The organism is Pseudomonas sp. FYR_2 (assembly GCF_043106425.1).
Classification (GTDB): domain Bacteria; phylum Pseudomonadota; class Gammaproteobacteria; order Pseudomonadales; family Pseudomonadaceae; genus Aquipseudomonas; species Aquipseudomonas monteilii.
The window spans coordinates 12556-29002 of sequence record NZ_JBICMM010000016.1 but is presented as its reverse complement, the minus strand read 5'-3'; the positions used below and the strand labels follow the sequence as shown (position 1 = coordinate 29002).

14 protein-coding genes and 1 pseudogene are annotated in these 16447 nt (G+C 62.7%); 13 read left to right on the top strand and 2 right to left on the bottom strand.

The features are described 5' to 3' along the window. Nucleotides 1-768, top strand: coding sequence for a TerB family tellurite resistance protein (locus tag ACF8R4_RS06170; protein ID WP_104833557.1), 768 nt, complete (start codon nucleotides 1-3; stop codon nucleotides 766-768). 36 nt (nucleotides 769-804) lie between these two features. Here the strand turns inward: ACF8R4_RS06170 and ACF8R4_RS06165 are convergent, their stop codons facing one another. Then, on the bottom strand, nucleotides 805-1803 hold the full coding sequence (locus ACF8R4_RS06165; protein WP_060499059.1) for an alpha/beta hydrolase family protein: 999 nt from the start codon (nucleotides 1801-1803) through the stop codon (nucleotides 805-807). A 95-nt stretch (nucleotides 1804-1898) separates the two neighbouring features. Here ACF8R4_RS06165 and ACF8R4_RS06160 point away from each other — a divergent pair, with 95 nt between their 5' ends. From ACF8R4_RS06160 to trpE, 9 genes are all read left to right on the top strand, one after another. Beyond that, nucleotides 1899-4286 carry a PAS domain S-box protein gene (locus ACF8R4_RS06160; RefSeq protein WP_060499058.1) on the top strand — a complete coding sequence of 796 codons (2388 nt, stop codon included), beginning with the start codon at nucleotides 1899-1901 and terminating at the stop codon, nucleotides 4284-4286. Between the two features lie 7 nt (nucleotides 4287-4293). Further along, the gene (locus tag ACF8R4_RS06155) at nucleotides 4294-4926 is read left to right on the top strand and encodes a response regulator transcription factor (RefSeq protein ID WP_173401663.1); all 633 of its coding nucleotides are present in this window, start codon (nucleotides 4294-4296) and stop codon (nucleotides 4924-4926) included. A 295-nt stretch (nucleotides 4927-5221) separates the two neighbouring features. Beyond that, nucleotides 5222-6346, top strand: a complete 1125-nt coding sequence (locus tag ACF8R4_RS06150) for an ABC transporter ATP-binding protein (RefSeq protein ID WP_060499057.1) — start codon at nucleotides 5222-5224, stop codon at nucleotides 6344-6346. A gap of 40 nt (nucleotides 6347-6386) precedes the next feature. Further along, nucleotides 6387-7421: an ABC transporter substrate-binding protein gene (locus ACF8R4_RS06145; RefSeq protein WP_392491905.1), complete on the top strand. Its 1035-nt coding sequence runs from the start codon at nucleotides 6387-6389 to the stop codon at nucleotides 7419-7421. 60 nt (nucleotides 7422-7481) lie between these two features. Beyond that, entirely contained in the window at nucleotides 7482-8729 is a 1248-nt protein-coding gene (locus ACF8R4_RS06140) for an ABC transporter permease (RefSeq protein WP_392491903.1), read from the top strand. An 11-nt stretch (nucleotides 8730-8740) separates the two neighbouring features. Then, a complete protein-coding gene (locus ACF8R4_RS06135) occupies nucleotides 8741-9568 on the top strand; it encodes an ABC transporter permease (RefSeq protein ID WP_016715782.1) in 828 nt (275 codons plus the stop codon). Nucleotides 9569-9723: 155 nt separating this feature from the next. Then, nucleotides 9724-10398, top strand: coding sequence for a ribulose-phosphate 3-epimerase (gene rpe / locus ACF8R4_RS06130; RefSeq protein WP_016484625.1), 675 nt, complete (start codon nucleotides 9724-9726; stop codon nucleotides 10396-10398). Beyond that, nucleotides 10395-11213, top strand: a complete 819-nt coding sequence (locus tag ACF8R4_RS06125) for a phosphoglycolate phosphatase (RefSeq protein ID WP_060499054.1) — start codon at nucleotides 10395-10397, stop codon at nucleotides 11211-11213. The genes rpe and ACF8R4_RS06125 overlap by 4 nt, the downstream gene beginning before the upstream one ends. A gap of 69 nt (nucleotides 11214-11282) precedes the next feature. After that, nucleotides 11283-12764 (top strand): anthranilate synthase component I, encoded by a 1482-nt coding sequence (gene trpE, locus ACF8R4_RS06120; RefSeq protein ID WP_060499053.1) that lies wholly within the window; start codon nucleotides 11283-11285, stop codon nucleotides 12762-12764. Between the two features lie 68 nt (nucleotides 12765-12832). Here the strand turns inward: trpE and ACF8R4_RS06115 are convergent. After that, nucleotides 12833-13282: pseudogene (locus tag ACF8R4_RS06115) on the bottom strand (autotransporter domain-containing protein); the annotation flags it as partial. A gap of 676 nt (nucleotides 13283-13958) precedes the next feature. Between ACF8R4_RS06115 and ACF8R4_RS06110 the strand changes: the two are divergent. The 3 genes from ACF8R4_RS06110 to trpC are packed head-to-tail and all read left to right on the top strand — an operon-like array spanning nucleotide 13959 to nucleotide 16441. Then, nucleotides 13959-14552, top strand: a complete 594-nt coding sequence (locus ACF8R4_RS06110) for an aminodeoxychorismate/anthranilate synthase component II (RefSeq protein ID WP_016715787.1) — start codon at nucleotides 13959-13961, stop codon at nucleotides 14550-14552. 9 nt (nucleotides 14553-14561) lie between these two features. Next, complete coding sequence (gene trpD, locus ACF8R4_RS06105) at nucleotides 14562-15611, top strand: anthranilate phosphoribosyltransferase (protein WP_019097608.1); 1050 nt, start codon at nucleotides 14562-14564, stop codon at nucleotides 15609-15611. Further along, entirely contained in the window at nucleotides 15608-16441 is an 834-nt protein-coding gene (gene trpC / locus ACF8R4_RS06100; protein ID WP_060499050.1) for an indole-3-glycerol phosphate synthase TrpC, read from the top strand. Before trpD ends, trpC begins: the two co-directional genes overlap by 4 nt. Nucleotides 16442-16447: the final 6 nt, after the last annotated feature.

The window sequence follows — 16447 nt, the reverse complement described above, 5'->3', positions numbered from 1 at the left end:
ATGTGGTGGCCAGGGACACTGATTGGCGCCGGCGCCGGCTTTGCCGTGGCCAGCATTCCGGGCGCTTTGCTGGGCCTGTTGCTTGGGCAGGCCCTTGACCGCCGCTTGCGCCTGGATGGCTGGGAGGACATGCGCGAGCGCCTGGGCGGGCGCCCGGCCTTGCGCGATGACGAGTTGCTGTTCGTGATGCTTGGGCGCCTGGCCAAGTGCGATGGTCGGGTGGGCGAGCAGCACATCCAGCAGGCGCGTCAGGAGATGGTGCGCCTGGACCTGGCCGAAGCGGCCCGGCTACGCGCTATCAATGCGTTCAACCGTGGCAAGGCAGGCAAAGACAGGCTTGGCAGGCACCTGCGGCGCATTCGCCAGCAGCCACATGCGGCGGAAGGCACCTTGCGTGCCTGTTGGCGCATGGTCTGGGCCGACGGCAAGATGGGCAACAAGGAGCGTGAGCTGCTGCTGGACTGGGGGCAGAAACTGGGCCTGAGCCGGCGGCAGGTGCAGGCCATGTCGCTGGAGTACGAGCCGCGCAAGGCTACGGGGGCGGAAGGTGTCCCCATGACCTATGCGGCTGCCTTGCGCTTGTTGGCGGTGGAGGCGGATACCGAAGGCGACAAGGTCAAGCAGGCCTATCGTCGGCTGGTCAGCCGTCACCACCCGGACAAGCTGGCGGGCACGGGTGCCAGTGAGGCGCAGGTGCGGGAAGCGACCGAGCGTACCCGTGAGTTGCACCAGGCCTATGCCATGATCCGCAAGCGTCGGGGCCTGTAACAAACGGGGCCGCAAAGCGGCCCCATCGATTTCAGCTCAACCCTGTGGACTTATCCATCCCCGCACCCGGCGGAACAACTGCTCCTGCTCGGCTGCCTTGTTCCCCGGCATGGCGATCAACGACAACTGCCGGTATTGGCTGTCCTTCTGCCGCTTGCTGGCCTGCAGCCGCTGTTCGGCTGCGCTGCGGTCCTGGCTGCGGGTGGCGTAGTAGATATCGGCTGTCGGCACCTTCAAGGTTGGCGCCAGGCTTTCCAGGTCATGTTCCACCCTCGCTGGCGTCTGCGCAGCCACCATCACCAGTTTCTGCACGTGCGGTGGCTGTTTTTCGCTCAGGTAGCGGGCTGCCCAGTACGCACCGCTGCCATGTCCGATCAGCACGATGCTGCGGGCATTGTGCTGTTGGGCAAACGCCACGGCAGCGTCCAGTCGGGCGAAAATGCGCTCGGCGTCGGCCGGGTCTGTCTGCTCGCTGGCCTGTTCGGCGTCGGTGCTTTCCGCCGTATCGGCATCGGCAGCAGTGGCCTGGGCGACATTGGCATTGGCGTCGGCGGGTACGTCCTTGGCTGGCGCACTTTCACCCTGGGTTTTTTCGGGTTCGGCAGCCGGCTTGGCTTCAACCCGTGCCTGCGGGCTGTCGGCCAGAAGATCCGGCAGGCTAAGGCTCAGGCTGTGCCAGCCGACATCCGGGAATTTTTGCCGCAGGGGGCCTACGGCATTTGGCCAGTCGGCCGTTTCACCAGCCCCCGGGACGATGATCACCGCCCCTTGCGGGTCGCTGTCGTTGGCCGGCTTCCACAAGGCCAGGAAGCTGTCGGCGCCCGCCTGCAACGTCTGCTGCTCGGCCCTGGGTACCAGCCGCTCCAGGGCCAGGGCATCTTCCTGGCTGCGCTCCAGCAGCGGCGGGCGCGGGGCCTCGGCAGCGGGTGCATCGGTTGTGGCGGGTGCTTTTTCTGCATCGGCGGCCACGGCGGCGAGCGGAAGGATCGAGGCCAGGCAGCACATTGCCAGCGTCGTGCGATAAAGTGTGGACATGCGTCAACCCAAGGCCAGAATGATACCGGCAGCCTAATAGTATTTGCCCGTGACGGCCATGCTGCATGGCCGCCTTTGCCAAGACGAGCGTGTAGATGAAGCGAGTGCGTCGCCTGTTGGTTATCGGCTGCTTGTGGCTGCCCTTGATAGCCTTGGCCAGGACCGAGGCGCAGCCCACGGTTGTACTGGAACCTGCGCAGCAGCAGTGGCTGGACAGCCATCGCAGCCTGCGCGTCGGCCTGGTGCTGCAAGCGCCCTACGCCCAGTTCGACCGGCGCCTGCAGCAACTGTATGGGGCCAACGTAGAGCTGGTGAACAGCCTGGCGCAGGCACTGCGCCTGGACCTTACCTGGCGCAACTTCACCGACCAGACCAGCCTTGAACATGCCCTGCAGGCCGGGGAAATCGACTTTGCCCCAGGCCTTACCCAGACGCCAGCCAGCCTGCGCCTGTGGTTGTTCAGCGACCCGTACATGCGCGTGCCGCAACTGGTGGTGGGGCCGCGCACCGGGGCCATGGCGGTAGAGCTGGAAAAGCTCGAGGCCGAGCAGCGCGTGGCGGTGCGCATGCCCAGCCAGCTGGCGGATTATCTGCGTGGCAACTACGGCAACCTCAACCTGCAGGGGGTACCCAACGAGCGTGAGGCCTTGCAACTGGTGGTAGGTGGCCAGGCCAGTTTCGCCGTGCTGGATGAAGCCCGACTCAGCCGCCTGTCGCGTGAGAGCGAGTTCAGTGAGCTGGCGGTGGTTGGCGATATAGGCCTGCCACAGCTACTGCGCATTGGTTCTCGACGCGACTGGCCACTGCTGGCCGACGTGCTGGAGCGTGGCCTGCAGGCATTGCCGGCCAAGGAGCTGGAGCAAATGCACCAGCGCTGGTTGCAGCCGAAGTACCCACGCCTGAGCGAGTCGCCTGGCTTCTGGCAGAACCTGGCCTTGCTGTTCGGCATGCTGCTGTTGTGCGCGCTGGCCACGTTGGTGTGGCAACGCCGGCAGCAGCGCCAGCTGGAGCGCAGCCTGTTGGCCACGCGGGAAAGCCTGGTGGAGCGCCAGGTGCGCGAAGAGGCGTTGCGATTGAGCCAGTTCGCCATCGACCAGAGCACGGTGGGTATCTTGTGGGTCAACTGGGACAGCCACGTGCGCTACGCCAACCACGCTGCCGAGCGCATGCTGGGTTACGCCGAGGGGGCGCTGCTGGAACGGCCGCTGGGTGACTTCGAGCCAAGCCTTAACATGGACCGCTGGCTGGAACTGTGGAAAGGCGCGCGTACGGGGGCAACGGGCATCGGCCAGTTCGAGACGCAGTGCCGACGGGCCGACCACAGCCTGCTGCCGGTCGAGCTGTCGCTGAGTTTTCTGCGCTTTCGTGATTCCGAATACCTGGTGGTCTACCTTGCCGACGTCACCGAGCGCCACCGTGCCCTGGCGGCACTGCGCGAAAGCGAGGCGCGGCTGAAGGGCATTGCTGGCAATGTGCCGGGGCTGGTATTTCGTCTGGAGCGCGACCCGGCCGAGGGCGATCTGGAGTTTCCCTACATCAGTGAAGGCAGCGAGGCGCTGGTGGGGTATACGCCTGGTGAAATCCAGCACCCGCAGATGGGGCTGCGTAACCTGGTGCACCCTGAGGACCGTGCCGATTACCACCGGGTGCAGGACCTGGCCCTGGCCAGTGACCAGGACTGGTCCTGGCAGGGCCGTATCCTCACCCGCCAGGGCGAACAGCGTTGGGCCGACATCAAGGCCAGTACCCGGCGCCTGGGTAACGGCCAGGTGGTGTGGGACGGTGTGGTGTGGGACATCACCCAAGGCAAGCGTGCGGAAATGGCACTGGCCAAGTCCCAGGAGCAGCTACGCGAGCTGTCGGCCCACCTGGAAAGCGTGCGTGAAGAAGAGAAAGCCCGCATCGCCCGGGAAGTGCATGATGAACTGGGGCAGATGCTGACGGTGCTCAAGCTGGAAGTGTCGATGTGCGAGCTGGCCTTTGCCGAGCTGGACCCGGGCCTGAACGAGCGCCTGGCTAGCATGAAACGCCTGATCGCCCAGCTGTTCCAGTTGGTGCGCGACGTGGCCACGGCGTTGCGCCCGCCAATCCTCGATGCCGGCATCGCTTCGGCCATCGAATGGCAGGCACGGCGTTTCGAGGCGCGCACGCAGATCCCGTGCCTGGTACAAGTGCCGGATAATCTGCCAGCATTGAGCGATGCCAAGGCCATTGGGTTATTCCGTATCCTCCAGGAGGCACTGACCAACGTGATGCGTCATGCCCAGGCCCACAGCGTGGAGATCGAGCTGGTGCTTGCACAGGGGCAATTGCGCATGACGGTCAGCGATGATGGCCAGGGCTTTTGCCGCGAGCAGACCCGGCCCACCTCGTTTGGCCTGGTGGGCGTGCGTGAGCGGGTGCTGATGTTGGGGGGCAGCATGGCGCTGGACAGCGAGCCAGGCGAAGGCACTAGCCTGAGCGTGGCCATACCGTTGGAGTAGGAGAGCGATCGTGATTCGAGTGCTGGTGGCCGAAGACCACACCATTGTCCGTGAGGGTATCAAGCAGCTGATTGGCCTGGCCAAGGACATGCAGGTGGCGGGGGAGGCCGGTAACGGCGAGCAGCTGCTTGAAACCTTGCGCCACACGCCCTGTGAGGTGGTATTGCTGGATATCTCCATGCCGGGTGTGAATGGCCTGGAGGCGATCCCGCGGATACGTGCGTTGCACGATGCCCCCGCGATCCTGATGTTGTCGATGCACGACGAGGCACAAATGGCGGCGCGGGCGCTGAAGGCCGGAGCGGCAGGTTATGCCACCAAGGACAGTGATCCGGCGCTGTTGCTGACCGCGATCCGTCGGGTGGCGGGTGGCGGGCGTTACATCGACCCTTCGCTGGCTGACCGCATGGTGTTCGAAGTGGGCCTGACCGAGTCGCGGCCGTTGCACACGCTGCTGTCGGAGCGCGAGTTTTCGGTGTTCGAGCGCCTGGCCCAGGGCGCCAACGTCAACGACATCGCCCAGCAGCTGGCGCTGTCGAGCAAGACCATCAGCACCCACAAGGCGCGCCTGATGCAGAAGCTGAAAGTGAACTCGTTGGCGGAGCTGGTGAAGTACGCCATGGAGCACAAGCTGGTCTGATTGCGACATGCACTCTCGGTGAACCTGTCGACGTCCCTGTGGGAGCGGGCGTGCCCGCGAAAGGGCCTTACCTGCTGATCTCCATGGCTGTGCCGGCCTCTTCGCGGGCGTGCCCGCTCCCACAGGTTCGGTGGAGTGTTCGCAAGGGCATTCCAATCCCGCCATCCTTGTAGGGCAATCCCTACAACAAATCTTCCATCCGGATGATGGCATTCTCTCAGCACCCCCGATTTTCGGGCGCTTGCGCCTCTTCTACTCTTTTGCCTACGCAGTCATCCAACAAGAAGGTGCAGGCATGAGCGAGGCGAAGTCGAACGCTGCAACCAGCGAAACGCTGGTCAGCTTCCGTGGTGTGCAGAAGAGCTACGACGGCGAGTCGCTGATCGTCAAAGACCTCAACCTGGAGATTCGCAAGGGCGAGTTCCTGACCCTGCTCGGCCCGTCCGGCTCGGGCAAGACCACCAGCCTGATGATGCTGGCCGGCTTCGAAACGCCCACCGCGGGTGAAATTCAGCTGGCCGGGCGCTCGATCAACAACGTGCCGCCGCACAAGCGCGACATCGGCATGGTGTTCCAGAACTACGCGCTGTTCCCGCACATGACCGTGGCCGAAAACCTGGCCTTCCCGCTGACCGTGCGCAACCTCAGCAAGACCGACATCAGCGAGCGGGTCAAGCGCGTGCTGAACATGGTCCAGCTCGATGCCTTCGCCAAGCGCTATCCCGGCCAGCTGTCCGGCGGCCAGCAGCAGCGCGTGGCCCTGGCCCGTGCGCTGGTGTTCGAGCCGCAGCTGGTGCTGATGGACGAACCGCTCGGGGCGCTGGACAAGCAACTGCGTGAACACATGCAGATGGAGATCAAGCATATTCACCAGCGCCTTGGCGTGACCGTGGTGTACGTGACCCACGACCAGGGCGAAGCGCTGACCATGTCCGACCGCGTGGCGGTGTTCCACCAGGGCGAGATCCAGCAGATCGCCGACCCGCGAACGCTGTACGAAGAGCCCTGCAACACCTTCGTCGCCAACTTCATCGGCGAGAACAACCGCATCAACGGCACCCTGCTGGCCAGTGATGGCAAGCGCTGCCAGGTGCAGCTGCCGCGCGGTGAGCGGGTAGAGGCGCTGGCGGTGAATGTGGGCCAGGTCGGCGAGCCGGTCACCTTGTCGATCCGCCCCGAACGCGTACGTCTGAACGGCCACAGCGAAAGCTGCGTGAACCGCTTCTCTGGCCGGGTGGCTGAATTCATTTACCTGGGCGATCACGTGCGGGTGCGCCTGGAAGTTTGCGGCAAGGGCGACTTCTTCGTGAAACAGCCCATTGCCGAGCTCGACCCGGCGTTGGCCGTGGGCGATGTAGTACCGCTGGGCTGGGAGGTGGAGCACGCCCGCGCGCTCGATCCGATTGCCGAAGCCCATTGATGGATTGCTTCACCAACCCTGTACTGTGGAGAGAATAAGAATGCGCAAGCAGTTGAAACTGACCGCCCTGGCCTTGGGGCTGTTCGCCGCTGGCCAGGTCATGGCCGCAGACCTCACCGTGATCTCGTTCGGGGGCGCCAACAAGGCGGCCCAGGTAAAAGCGTTCTACGAGCCATGGGAGAAGGCGGGTAATGGCAAGATCGTCGCCGGTGAGTACAACGGCGAAATGGCCAAGGTCAAGGCGATGGTCGACACCAAGAGTGTGTCGTGGAGCCTGGTAGAGGTTGAGTCGCCAGAGCTGGCGCGTGGTTGCGATGAGGGCATGTTCGAAGAGCTCGACCCGGCCCTGTTTGGCAATGAGGGTGACTACGTGCCGGGTGCCATCCAGCCGTGCGGCGTGGGCTTCTTCGTCTGGTCCACGGTCATGGCCTACAACGCCGACAAGCTGAAAACCGCACCTACCAGCTGGGCTGATTTCTGGGACACCAAGAAATTCCCAGGCAAGCGCGGCCTGCGCAAAGGTGCCAAGTACACCATGGAATTCGCACTGATGGCCGACGGCGTTGCGCCCAAGGACGTCTACAAAGTGCTGGCCACCAAGGAAGGCCAGGACCGCGCCTTTAAAAAGCTCGATGAGCTCAAGCCCAGCATCCAGTGGTGGGAAGCGGGTGCACAGCCACCGCAGTTCCTGGCTTCGGGTGACGTGGTCATGAGTTCTGCGTACAACGGCCGTATTGCCGCTGTGCAGAAAGAGAGCAACCTCAAGGTGGTGTGGAACGGCGGCATCTACGACTTTGACGCTTGGGCGATCCCTAAAGGTGCCAAGAACGCAGAAGAGGCGAAGAAATTCATCGCTTACAGCGTCAAGCCCGAGCAGCAGAAGACTTACTCCGAAAACATCGCCTATGGCCCGGCCAACTCCAAGGCCGTGAGCCTGCTGTCGGATGAGGTAAAGAAGGACATGCCGACCACGCCTGAGAACATCGCCAATCAGGTGCAGATCGATGTGGCCTTCTGGGCTGACAACAGCGAGCAGCTGGAGCAACGCTTCAACGCCTGGGCGGCGAAGAAGTAAGCGTCCGGTGTAGGGGGCCGCAAAGCGGCCCCATTTTCAGTTCGTATCGCGGAGTTCGCCATGGCCATTGCAGTGCCCCTCAATGAAGGCGCAGGTCCAAGTCTCAAGCAGCGCCTAAAGCACGCCGAGCGGGTCAACCGCTGGAAGGCGCAGGCGTTGATCGCGCCGCTGGCGCTGTTTCTTCTGTTGGTGTTCCTGGTGCCGATTGCAGCGCTGCTGTACAAGAGCGTCGGCAACCCGGAGGTGGTCGGCGGCCTGCCGCGCACGGTCGAGGTCATCAGCCAGTGGGATGGCAAGAGCCTGCCCGGCGAGGACGTGTACAAGGCGCTGAGCCAGGACCTAGCCGAGTCGCGCAAGAACCAGACCCTTGGCGACCTTTCCAAGCGCTTGAACATGGAGCTGGCCGGCTACCGCAGCTTGTTGACCAAGACCGCCCGGGCACTGACCTTCAAGGCTGAGCCTGCCTCTTATAAAGACGCGCTGCAGGCCGTCGACGAGCGTTGGGGTGACCCAGCCTACTGGCAAGCGATACGCCGCAATACCAGTTCGGTGACATCGTTCTACCTGCTGGCCTCTGTCGACCACCGCATCGATGACCTTGGCGAACTGGCCAAGGCCACCCCGGACCAGGCCATTTACCTGGACATTTTTGCCCGTACCCTGTGGATGGGTGTGGTGATCACCGCCATCTGCCTGGTGCTGGCCTACCCACTGGCCTATTTGCTGGCCAATCTGCCGACCCGGCAGAGCAACCTGCTGATGATCCTGGTGCTGCTGCCGTTCTGGACTTCGATCCTGGTGCGGGTGGCGGCGTGGATCGTGCTGCTGCAGTCGGGCGGCCTGATCAACAGCGCGCTGATGGCCATGGGCATCATCGATCAACCGCTGGAACTGGTGTTCAACCGTACCGGCGTTTACATCTCGATGGTGCACATCCTGCTGCCGTTCATGATCCTGCCGCTGTACAGCGTGATGAAGGGCATTTCGCCCAGCTACATGCGTGCGGCAATTTCGCTGGGCTGCCATCCGTTCGCGAGCTTCTGGCGGGTTTACTTCCCGCAGACTTACGCCGGTGTTGGTGCGGGTTGCCTGCTGGTGTTCATCCTGGCCATCGGCTACTACATCACCCCGGCACTGCTGGGCAGCCCGAACGACCAGATGGTCAGCTACTTCGTTGCCTTCTACACCAACACCAGCATCAACTGGGGCATGGCCACCGCGCTGGGCGGGCTGTTGCTGCTGGCGACCGTGCTGTTGTACCTGATCTATAGCTGGCTGGTCGGCGCCAGCCGCCTGCGCCTGAGCTGAGGAGCCTTGTCATGCTGAGCCCATACATGTCGCCCGTGGAGCGGGTCTGGTTCTACAGCCTGCGCATTCTTTGCGGTTTGATCCTGCTGTTCCTGATCTTGCCGGTATTGGTGATCGTGCCGCTGTCGTTCAACAGTGGCAGCTTCCTGGTGTACCCGCTGCAGGGCTTCTCGTTGCAGTGGTACCAGGACTTCTTCGGCTCGGCCGAATGGATGCGTGCGCTGAAGAACAGCATCATCGTCGCCCCGGCAGCCACGGTGCTGGCCATGGTGTTCGGCACCCTGGCGGCCATCGGCCTGACCCGTGGCGATTTCCCCGGCAAGTCGCTGGTGATGGCGTTGGTGATTTCGCCGATGGTGGTACCGGTCGTGATTATCGGTGTAGCCAGTTACCTGTTCTTTGCACCGCTGGGGATGGGCAACAGCTTCACCTCGCTGATTCTGGTGCATGCGGTGCTTGGTGTACCGTTCGTCATCATTACCGTGTCGGCCACCTTGCAGGGCTTCAACTACAACCTGGTGCGCGCGGCGGCCAGTCTGGGCGCATCGCCACTGCTGACCTTCCGCCGCGTGACACTGCCGCTGATTGCGCCCGGGGTTATCTCTGGTGCGTTGTTCGCCTTTGCCACATCGTTTGACGAGGTGGTGGTGACCCTGTTCCTGGCTGGGCCGGAGCAGGCGACCCTGCCACGGCAGATGTTCAGTGGTATTCGCGAAAACCTGAGCCCGACCATTGCAGCGGCAGCGACCTTGCTGATTGCCTTCTCGGTGATATTGCTGCTGACCCTGGAGTGGTTGCGTGGGCGTAGCGAGAAGCTGAGAACCCAGCAGCCTGCCTGATTGTCAGTTTTCTGTACCGACCTCTTCGCGGGCAAGCCCGCGAAGAGGTCGGTACAGGTTGAAACAGCTGGTCGACACGGATTGATACCAATCAGCCTCTACCCGTTTGCCTGAGTTACAATGCGCGCCACCGTGATTCTGCCAACAGGTGCGCCATGCAGCCCTACGCTATTGCCCCCTCCATTCTCTCTGCTGATTTCGCCCGCCTGGGTGAGGACGTCGACAAGGTATTGGCGGCGGGTGCCGACATCGTCCACTTCGATGTCATGGACAACCATTACGTTCCGAACCTGACCATCGGCCCGATGGTGTGCACTGCCCTGCGCAAGTACGGCGTCACCGCGCCGATCGACGTGCACCTGATGGTCAGCCCTGTCGACCGCATCATCGGCGACTTCATCGAGGCCGGCGCCACCTACATCACCTTCCACCCGGAAGCCACCCAGCACATCGACCGCTCGCTGCAGTTGATCAAGGACGGTGGCTGCAAGGCCGGCCTGGTGTTCAACCCGGCCACCAGCCTGGATGCCCTGAAGTACGTGATGGACAAGATCGACATGGTGCTGCTGATGAGCGTCAACCCAGGCTTCGGCGGGCAGAAGTTCATTCCCGGCACCCTCGACAAGCTGCGCGAGGCGCGTGCGTTGATCGATGCCAGTGGCCGTGATATCCGCCTGGAAATCGACGGCGGTGTCAACGTCAACAACATCCGCGAGATCGCTGCCGCTGGCGCCGACACCTTCGTGGCCGGCTCGGCGATCTTCAACGCCCCGGACTACCAGGAAGTCATCGCCAAGATGCGCGCCGAGCTGGCTCAGGCCCGCCCATGAGTGGCTTCGAGCAGCTGTTCCCGGGGACGCTGCCCAGGCTGGTGATGTTCGATCTGGACGGTACCCTGATCGATTCCGTGCCAGACTTGGCCGCCGCCGTGGACCGCATGCTGCTCGAACTGGGGCGCCCGCCTGCCGGCCTTGAGGCGGTGCGCCATTGGGTTGGCAATGGCGCTCAGGTGCTGGTGCGCCGAGCACTGGCGGGCGGTATTGAGCATGGCGCTGTGGATGATGCGCTGGCCGAGCAGGGCCTGGCGCTGTTCATGGAAGCCTATGCCGAAAGCCATGAGCTCACCGTGGTTTATCCCGGTGTGAAAGACACCCTGCGCTGGCTGCAGAAGCAGGGCGTGGAAATGGCGCTGATCACCAACAAGCCGGAGCGCTTCGTCGCCCCGTTGTTGGACCAGATGAAGATCGGCCGCTATTTCCGCTGGATCATCGGCGGCGACACCCTGCCGCAGAAAAAACCGGACCCGGCGGCGTTGCTGTTCGTCATGCAGATGGCCGGCGTTACCCCGCAACAATCGTTGTTCGTCGGTGATTCGCGCAGTGACGTGCTGGCGGCCAAGGCGGCTGGCGTGCAATGCGTAGGGCTGACCTACGGCTACAACCATGGCCGACCAATCCACGACGAAACCCCCAGCCTTGTGATCGATGACCTGCGCGCCTTGCTGCCCGGTTGCGAAGACCCGGCCACTGGGATAACGTTGGCGGACCTTCAAGCCTCACAAGACAGAGAGTCCACCGTGGCGGTTACTGGCAAATTCTGGATGAAAGTCATCAAGGCCCTGGCCCGTTGGCGTTGGCGCGCCTGACTTCTGCCTGCCGGCGTGTGCCGGCCCATCCGTTTGCCTGACTTATTGCTGCTTGCCACGAGGCTACTCATGAACCGCGAAGAATTCCTGCGCCTAGCCGCTGCCGGCTACAACCGCATCCCCCTGGCCTGCGAAACACTGGCCGACTTCGACACGCCGCTATCGATCTACCTGAAACTGGCCGACCAACCCAACTCGTACCTGCTCGAATCGGTTCAGGGCGGCGAGAAGTGGGGCCGTTACTCGATGATTGGCCTGCCGTCGCGCACCGTGATGCGCGTTCACGGCTACCACGTCAGCATCCTGCAGGATGGCATCGAGGTGGAAAGCCACGATGTCGAAGACCCGTTGGCGTTTGTCGAAAGCTTCAAGGACCGTTACAAGGTCGCCGACATCCCTGGCCTGCCGCGCTTCAACGGCGGCCTGGTCGGCTACTTCGGCTACGACTGCGTGCGTTATGTGGAAAAGCGCCTGGGCGCCAGCCCCAACCCGGACCCGCTGGGTGTGCCGGATATCCTGCTGATGGTGTCCGATGCCGTTGTGGTGTTCGACAACCTGGCAGGCAAGATGCACGCGATCGTGCTGGTCGACCCGGCTGAAGCGCACGCCTTCGAACAGGGCCAGGCACGGCTGCAAGGCCTGCTGGAAACCCTGCGTCAGCCGATCACTCCGCGCCGTGGCCTGGACTTGAGTGGCCCGCAGGCCGCCGAGCCGGAGTTCCGCTCCAGCTACACGCGCGAGGACTACGAGAACGCCGTCGGCCGTATCAAGGAATACATCCTGGCCGGTGACTGCATGCAAGTGGTGCCGTCGCAGCGCATGTCCATCGACTTCAAGGCTGCGCCTATCGACTTGTACCGCGCGCTGCGCTGCTTCAACCCGACGCCCTACATGTACTTCTTCAACTTCGGTGACTTCCATGTGGTTGGCAGTTCGCCCGAGGTGCTGGTGCGTGTCGAGGACAACCTGGTTACCGTGCGCCCGATTGCCGGTACTCGCCCGCGTGGTGCGACTGAAGAGGCCGACCGCGCGCTGGAAGACGACCTGCTGTCGGACGACAAGGAGATCGCCGAGCACCTGATGCTGATCGACCTGGGCCGTAACGACGTGGGCCGGGTGTCCTCGACCGGAAGCGTGCGGCTGACCGAGAAGATGGTGATCGAGCGTTATTCCAACGTGATGCACATTGTTTCCAATGTCACCGGCCAGCTGCGTGAAGGGCTGACGGCGATGGATGCGCTGCGGGCGATTTTGCCGGCTGGCACCTTGTCGGGCGCACCGAAGATTCGTGCGATGGAGATCATCGACGAACTGGAGCCGGTCAAGCGTGGGGTTTACGGTGGTGCCGTGGGGTACTTTGCCTGGAATGGCAACATGGACACCGCGATTGCCATCCGTACTGCCGTGATCAAGGACGGCGAACTGCATGTGCAGGCCGGTGGCGGCATCGTTGCCGACTCGGTGCCGGCGCTGGAGTGGGAAGAAACCATCAACAAGCGCCGCGCGATGTTCCGTGCAGTTGCGTTGGCTGAGCAGACCAGCGCCAAATAAATCGATTGGGCTGCTTTGCAGCCCTTCGCGGGCACGCCCGCGAAGGGCCGCGCAGCGGCCCCATCTATTCAGAAGTCCATGCTGATCCCCAGGCTCACCCCCTGCTGCGTCAACTCGTCACTCTTGCGCCAGTTGTAGTTTCCGCGCAAATGCACCCCTGCCACCACTTCATGGCTTACCCCCAGGCTCGCCCGGGTCAGGTCGCTGTGCGGCGTATACCCGGTGAGGGTGAAGTCATTCGCCGGTAAGCTGGTGAGGTGCATGGTCACATCCTGCCGGTCATCTTCGAACTCATGTTCCTGCGCCACTTCTGTGAACAGCCGGGTACTCGGCAGCACCTGCACAGTGCCCTGCGACCCCAGGCCCAAGCGGCGTGACGTGCGCGCCTGGTCATCGAAGCCCAGCGACGTCGAGCGACCACTCTTCTCGTCGTAACCATCCACCTTCACGCGCGCATAGTCGGCACTGATGAAGGGGGCCAGCTGCCAGTTGCTGCTGTGAGCTGCCAGGTGTGGCCCAGCCGCTCGGCGTCGTTCAGGCGGTAGCTGCCGCCCACTGTCAGGTTGTAGCGCGGAGGGGGCGGCGCGCGGGCCAAGCTCGGTCGGGTTCACACCCAACCGTCCGCTCAGGATCATCGGCGAAACTGGCGCATAGTTGCCATTGGCATCGAGGTTGGTGAAGCGCACGCAGCCAAACCGCCCGGCATCGCTGAGGCTGTCGCCAAATACGATCATGCTGGAGTAGGGCGAGGGTGCCGCGAATGGCTGGCTGCAGGCTAATGCCAATGAGGCGAGGGTAAAGCGCAAATAACGGGGCTTTTCGCATCAGGGAACATCCTTTTCTTTGTTTTTATGAGGGGCTGCCCGATCGACCTTGGCAAATCGCCGTGCATCCCTCCCAAGTCCATTCGTTTCCCCGTGGTTACAGGCATATTGCGCCCGCCGCCCCGGTAAGCTACTGTGCCGGGACGTATGAGCGAGACCTATCCTGTGTTGATCGTCAGCAAACTCTTGATGCGCGTAATCAAGGCCCACGCCCGTTGGCGTTGGCGCGCCTGACTTTATCTCTTGCCGGCCCGTCCGGCCCGTCTCCGTTTGCCTTCTTCATTTTCTGCCCTTTGTGGCGAAGCTGTGCCTGTTGCGACAGCAAGAAGGTTCGAATTCTGAAGTCAGTACGTTCAAGAGGTTTAACACCATGTTACTGATGATCGACAATTACGACTCATTCACTTACAACGTCGTTCAGTACCTGGGCGAGTTGGGTGCGGAGGTGAAGGTCATTCGCAACGACGAAATGACCATTGCCCAGATCGAAGCCCTTAATCCCGAACGCATAGTCGTATCCCCAGGCCCGTGCACGCCGAGCGAGGCTGGTGTGTCCATCGAGGCCATCCTGCATTTCGCCGGCAAGCTGCCGATCCTGGGGGTATGCCTGGGCCACCAGTCCATCGGCCAGGCCTTTGGGGGTGATGTGGTGCGTGCCCGCCAGGTGATGCACGGAAAGACCAGCCCGGTGCACCACCGCGACCTGGGTGTGTTCACCGGGCTCAACAACCCGCTGACCGTTACCCGATACCACTCGCTGGTGGTCAAGCGCGAAACCTTGCCCGACTGCCTGGAAGTCACGGCCTGGACTGCGCATGAAGACGGCTCGGTCGATGAAATCATGGGCCTGCGCCACAAGACGCTGAATATCGAAGGGGTGCAGTTCCACCCCGAGTCGATCCTGACCGAACAGGGCCACGAGCTGTTCGCCAACTTCCTCAAGCAGACCGGCGGCCGCCGTTAAGGATCGAACATGGATATCAAGAGCGCGTTAAGCCGTATCGTCGGCCAGCTGGACCTTACTACCGAAGAGATGCGCGATGTGATGCGCCAGATCATGACTGGCCAGTGCACTGAAGCGCAGATCGGTGCCTTCCTGATGGGCATGCGCATGAAAAGCGAAAGCATCGACGAAATTGTCGGTGCGGTTTCGGTCATGCGTGAACTGGCCGACAAGGTCGAACTGAAAAGCCTCGATGGCGTGGTCGACATTGTCGGCACCGGCGGTGATGGCGCCAATATTTTCAACGTGTCCACCGCTTCGTCGTTCGTCCTGGCGGCGGCGGGCTGCACCGTGGCCAAGCACGGTAACCGCGCGGTGTCGGGCAAGAGCGGTAGCGCCGACCTGCTGGAAGCCGCCGGTATCTACCTGAACCTGACGCCCACCCAGGTGGCCCGCTGCATTGACAGCTTAGGCATCGGCTTCATGTTCGCGCAAAGCCATCATTCAGCCATGAAGCATGCTGCCGGCCCGCGTCGCGACCTGGGGCTGCGGACCTTGTTCAACATGCTCGGCCCGCTTACGAATCCGGCCGGAGTGAAGCACCAGGTGGTCGGCGTGTTCGCCCAGACCCTGTGCCGCCCGTTGGCCGAGGTTTTGCAACGCCTGGGCAGCAAGCATGTGCTGGTGGTGCATTCGAAGGACGGCCTGGATGAGTTCAGCCTGGCAGCGCCTACTTTTGTTGCCGAGTTGAAGAACGGCGAAATCACTGAATACTGGGTCGAGCCGGAAGACCTTGGTATGAAGAGCCAGAGCCTGCATGGCCTGGCTGTCGAGAACCCGCAAGCGTCGCTTGAGCTGATCCGCGATGCGCTGGGCCGGCGCAAGACCGAAAACGGCCAGAAGGCCGCTGAAATGATCGTACTCAACGCGGGGGCTGCGCTCTATGCCGCCGATCACGCGATGACCCTGGCCCAAGGCGTGGAACTGGCCCACGATGTACTGCACACCGGCCTGGCCTGGGAAAAGCTGCAGGAGCTGGGTGCCTTTACTGCAGTATTCAAGGTGGAGAACGAAGCATGAGTGTGCCGACGGTGCTGGAAAGGATCATTGCCCGCAAGTTCCAGGAAGTGGCCGAGCGCAGCGCGCGCGTTAGCCTTGCCGAGCTGGAACGCCTGGCCAAAGCTACCGATGCCCCGCGTGGCTTCGCCAATGCGCTGATCGAGCAGGCCAAGCGCAAGCAGCCAGCCGTGATTGCCGAAATCAAGAAGGCTTCGCCGAGCAAGGGCGTGATCCGCGAGCATTTCGTGCCGGCGGAAATCGCGGTTAGCTACGAGAAAGGCGGCGCTACCTGCCTGTCGGTGCTGACCGATGTCGATTATTTCCAGGGTGCCGATGAATACCTGCAGCAGGCCCGCGCTGCGGTATCGCTGCCGGTTATCCGTAAAGACTTCATGGTCGACCCTTACCAGATCGTCGAAGCCCGCGCCTTGGGTGCGGACTGTGTGCTGTTGATCGTGTCGGCACTGGATGACGTGAAGATGGCCGAGCTGGCGGCTACGGCCAAGGATGTCGGCCTCGACGTGCTGGTGGAAGTGCACGACGGTGATGAGCTGGAACGCGCGCTGAAAACCCTGGATACGCCGCTGTTGGGGGTGAACAACCGCAACCTGCATACCTTCGAGGTCAGCCTGGAAACCACCCTCGACCTGCTGCCGCGTATTCCGCGTGACCGCCTGGCAATTACCGAGAGTGGCATTCTCAACCGGGCCGATGTGGAGCTGATGGCGATCAACGAGGTTTACTCGTTCCTGGTGGGCGAAGCGTTCATGCGCGCCGAGCAGCCTGGGTTGGAGTTGCAGCGGTTGTTCTTCCCGGAGCAGGTGAAGAAGACTGTTCAGCCACTGGACTGAATAAAT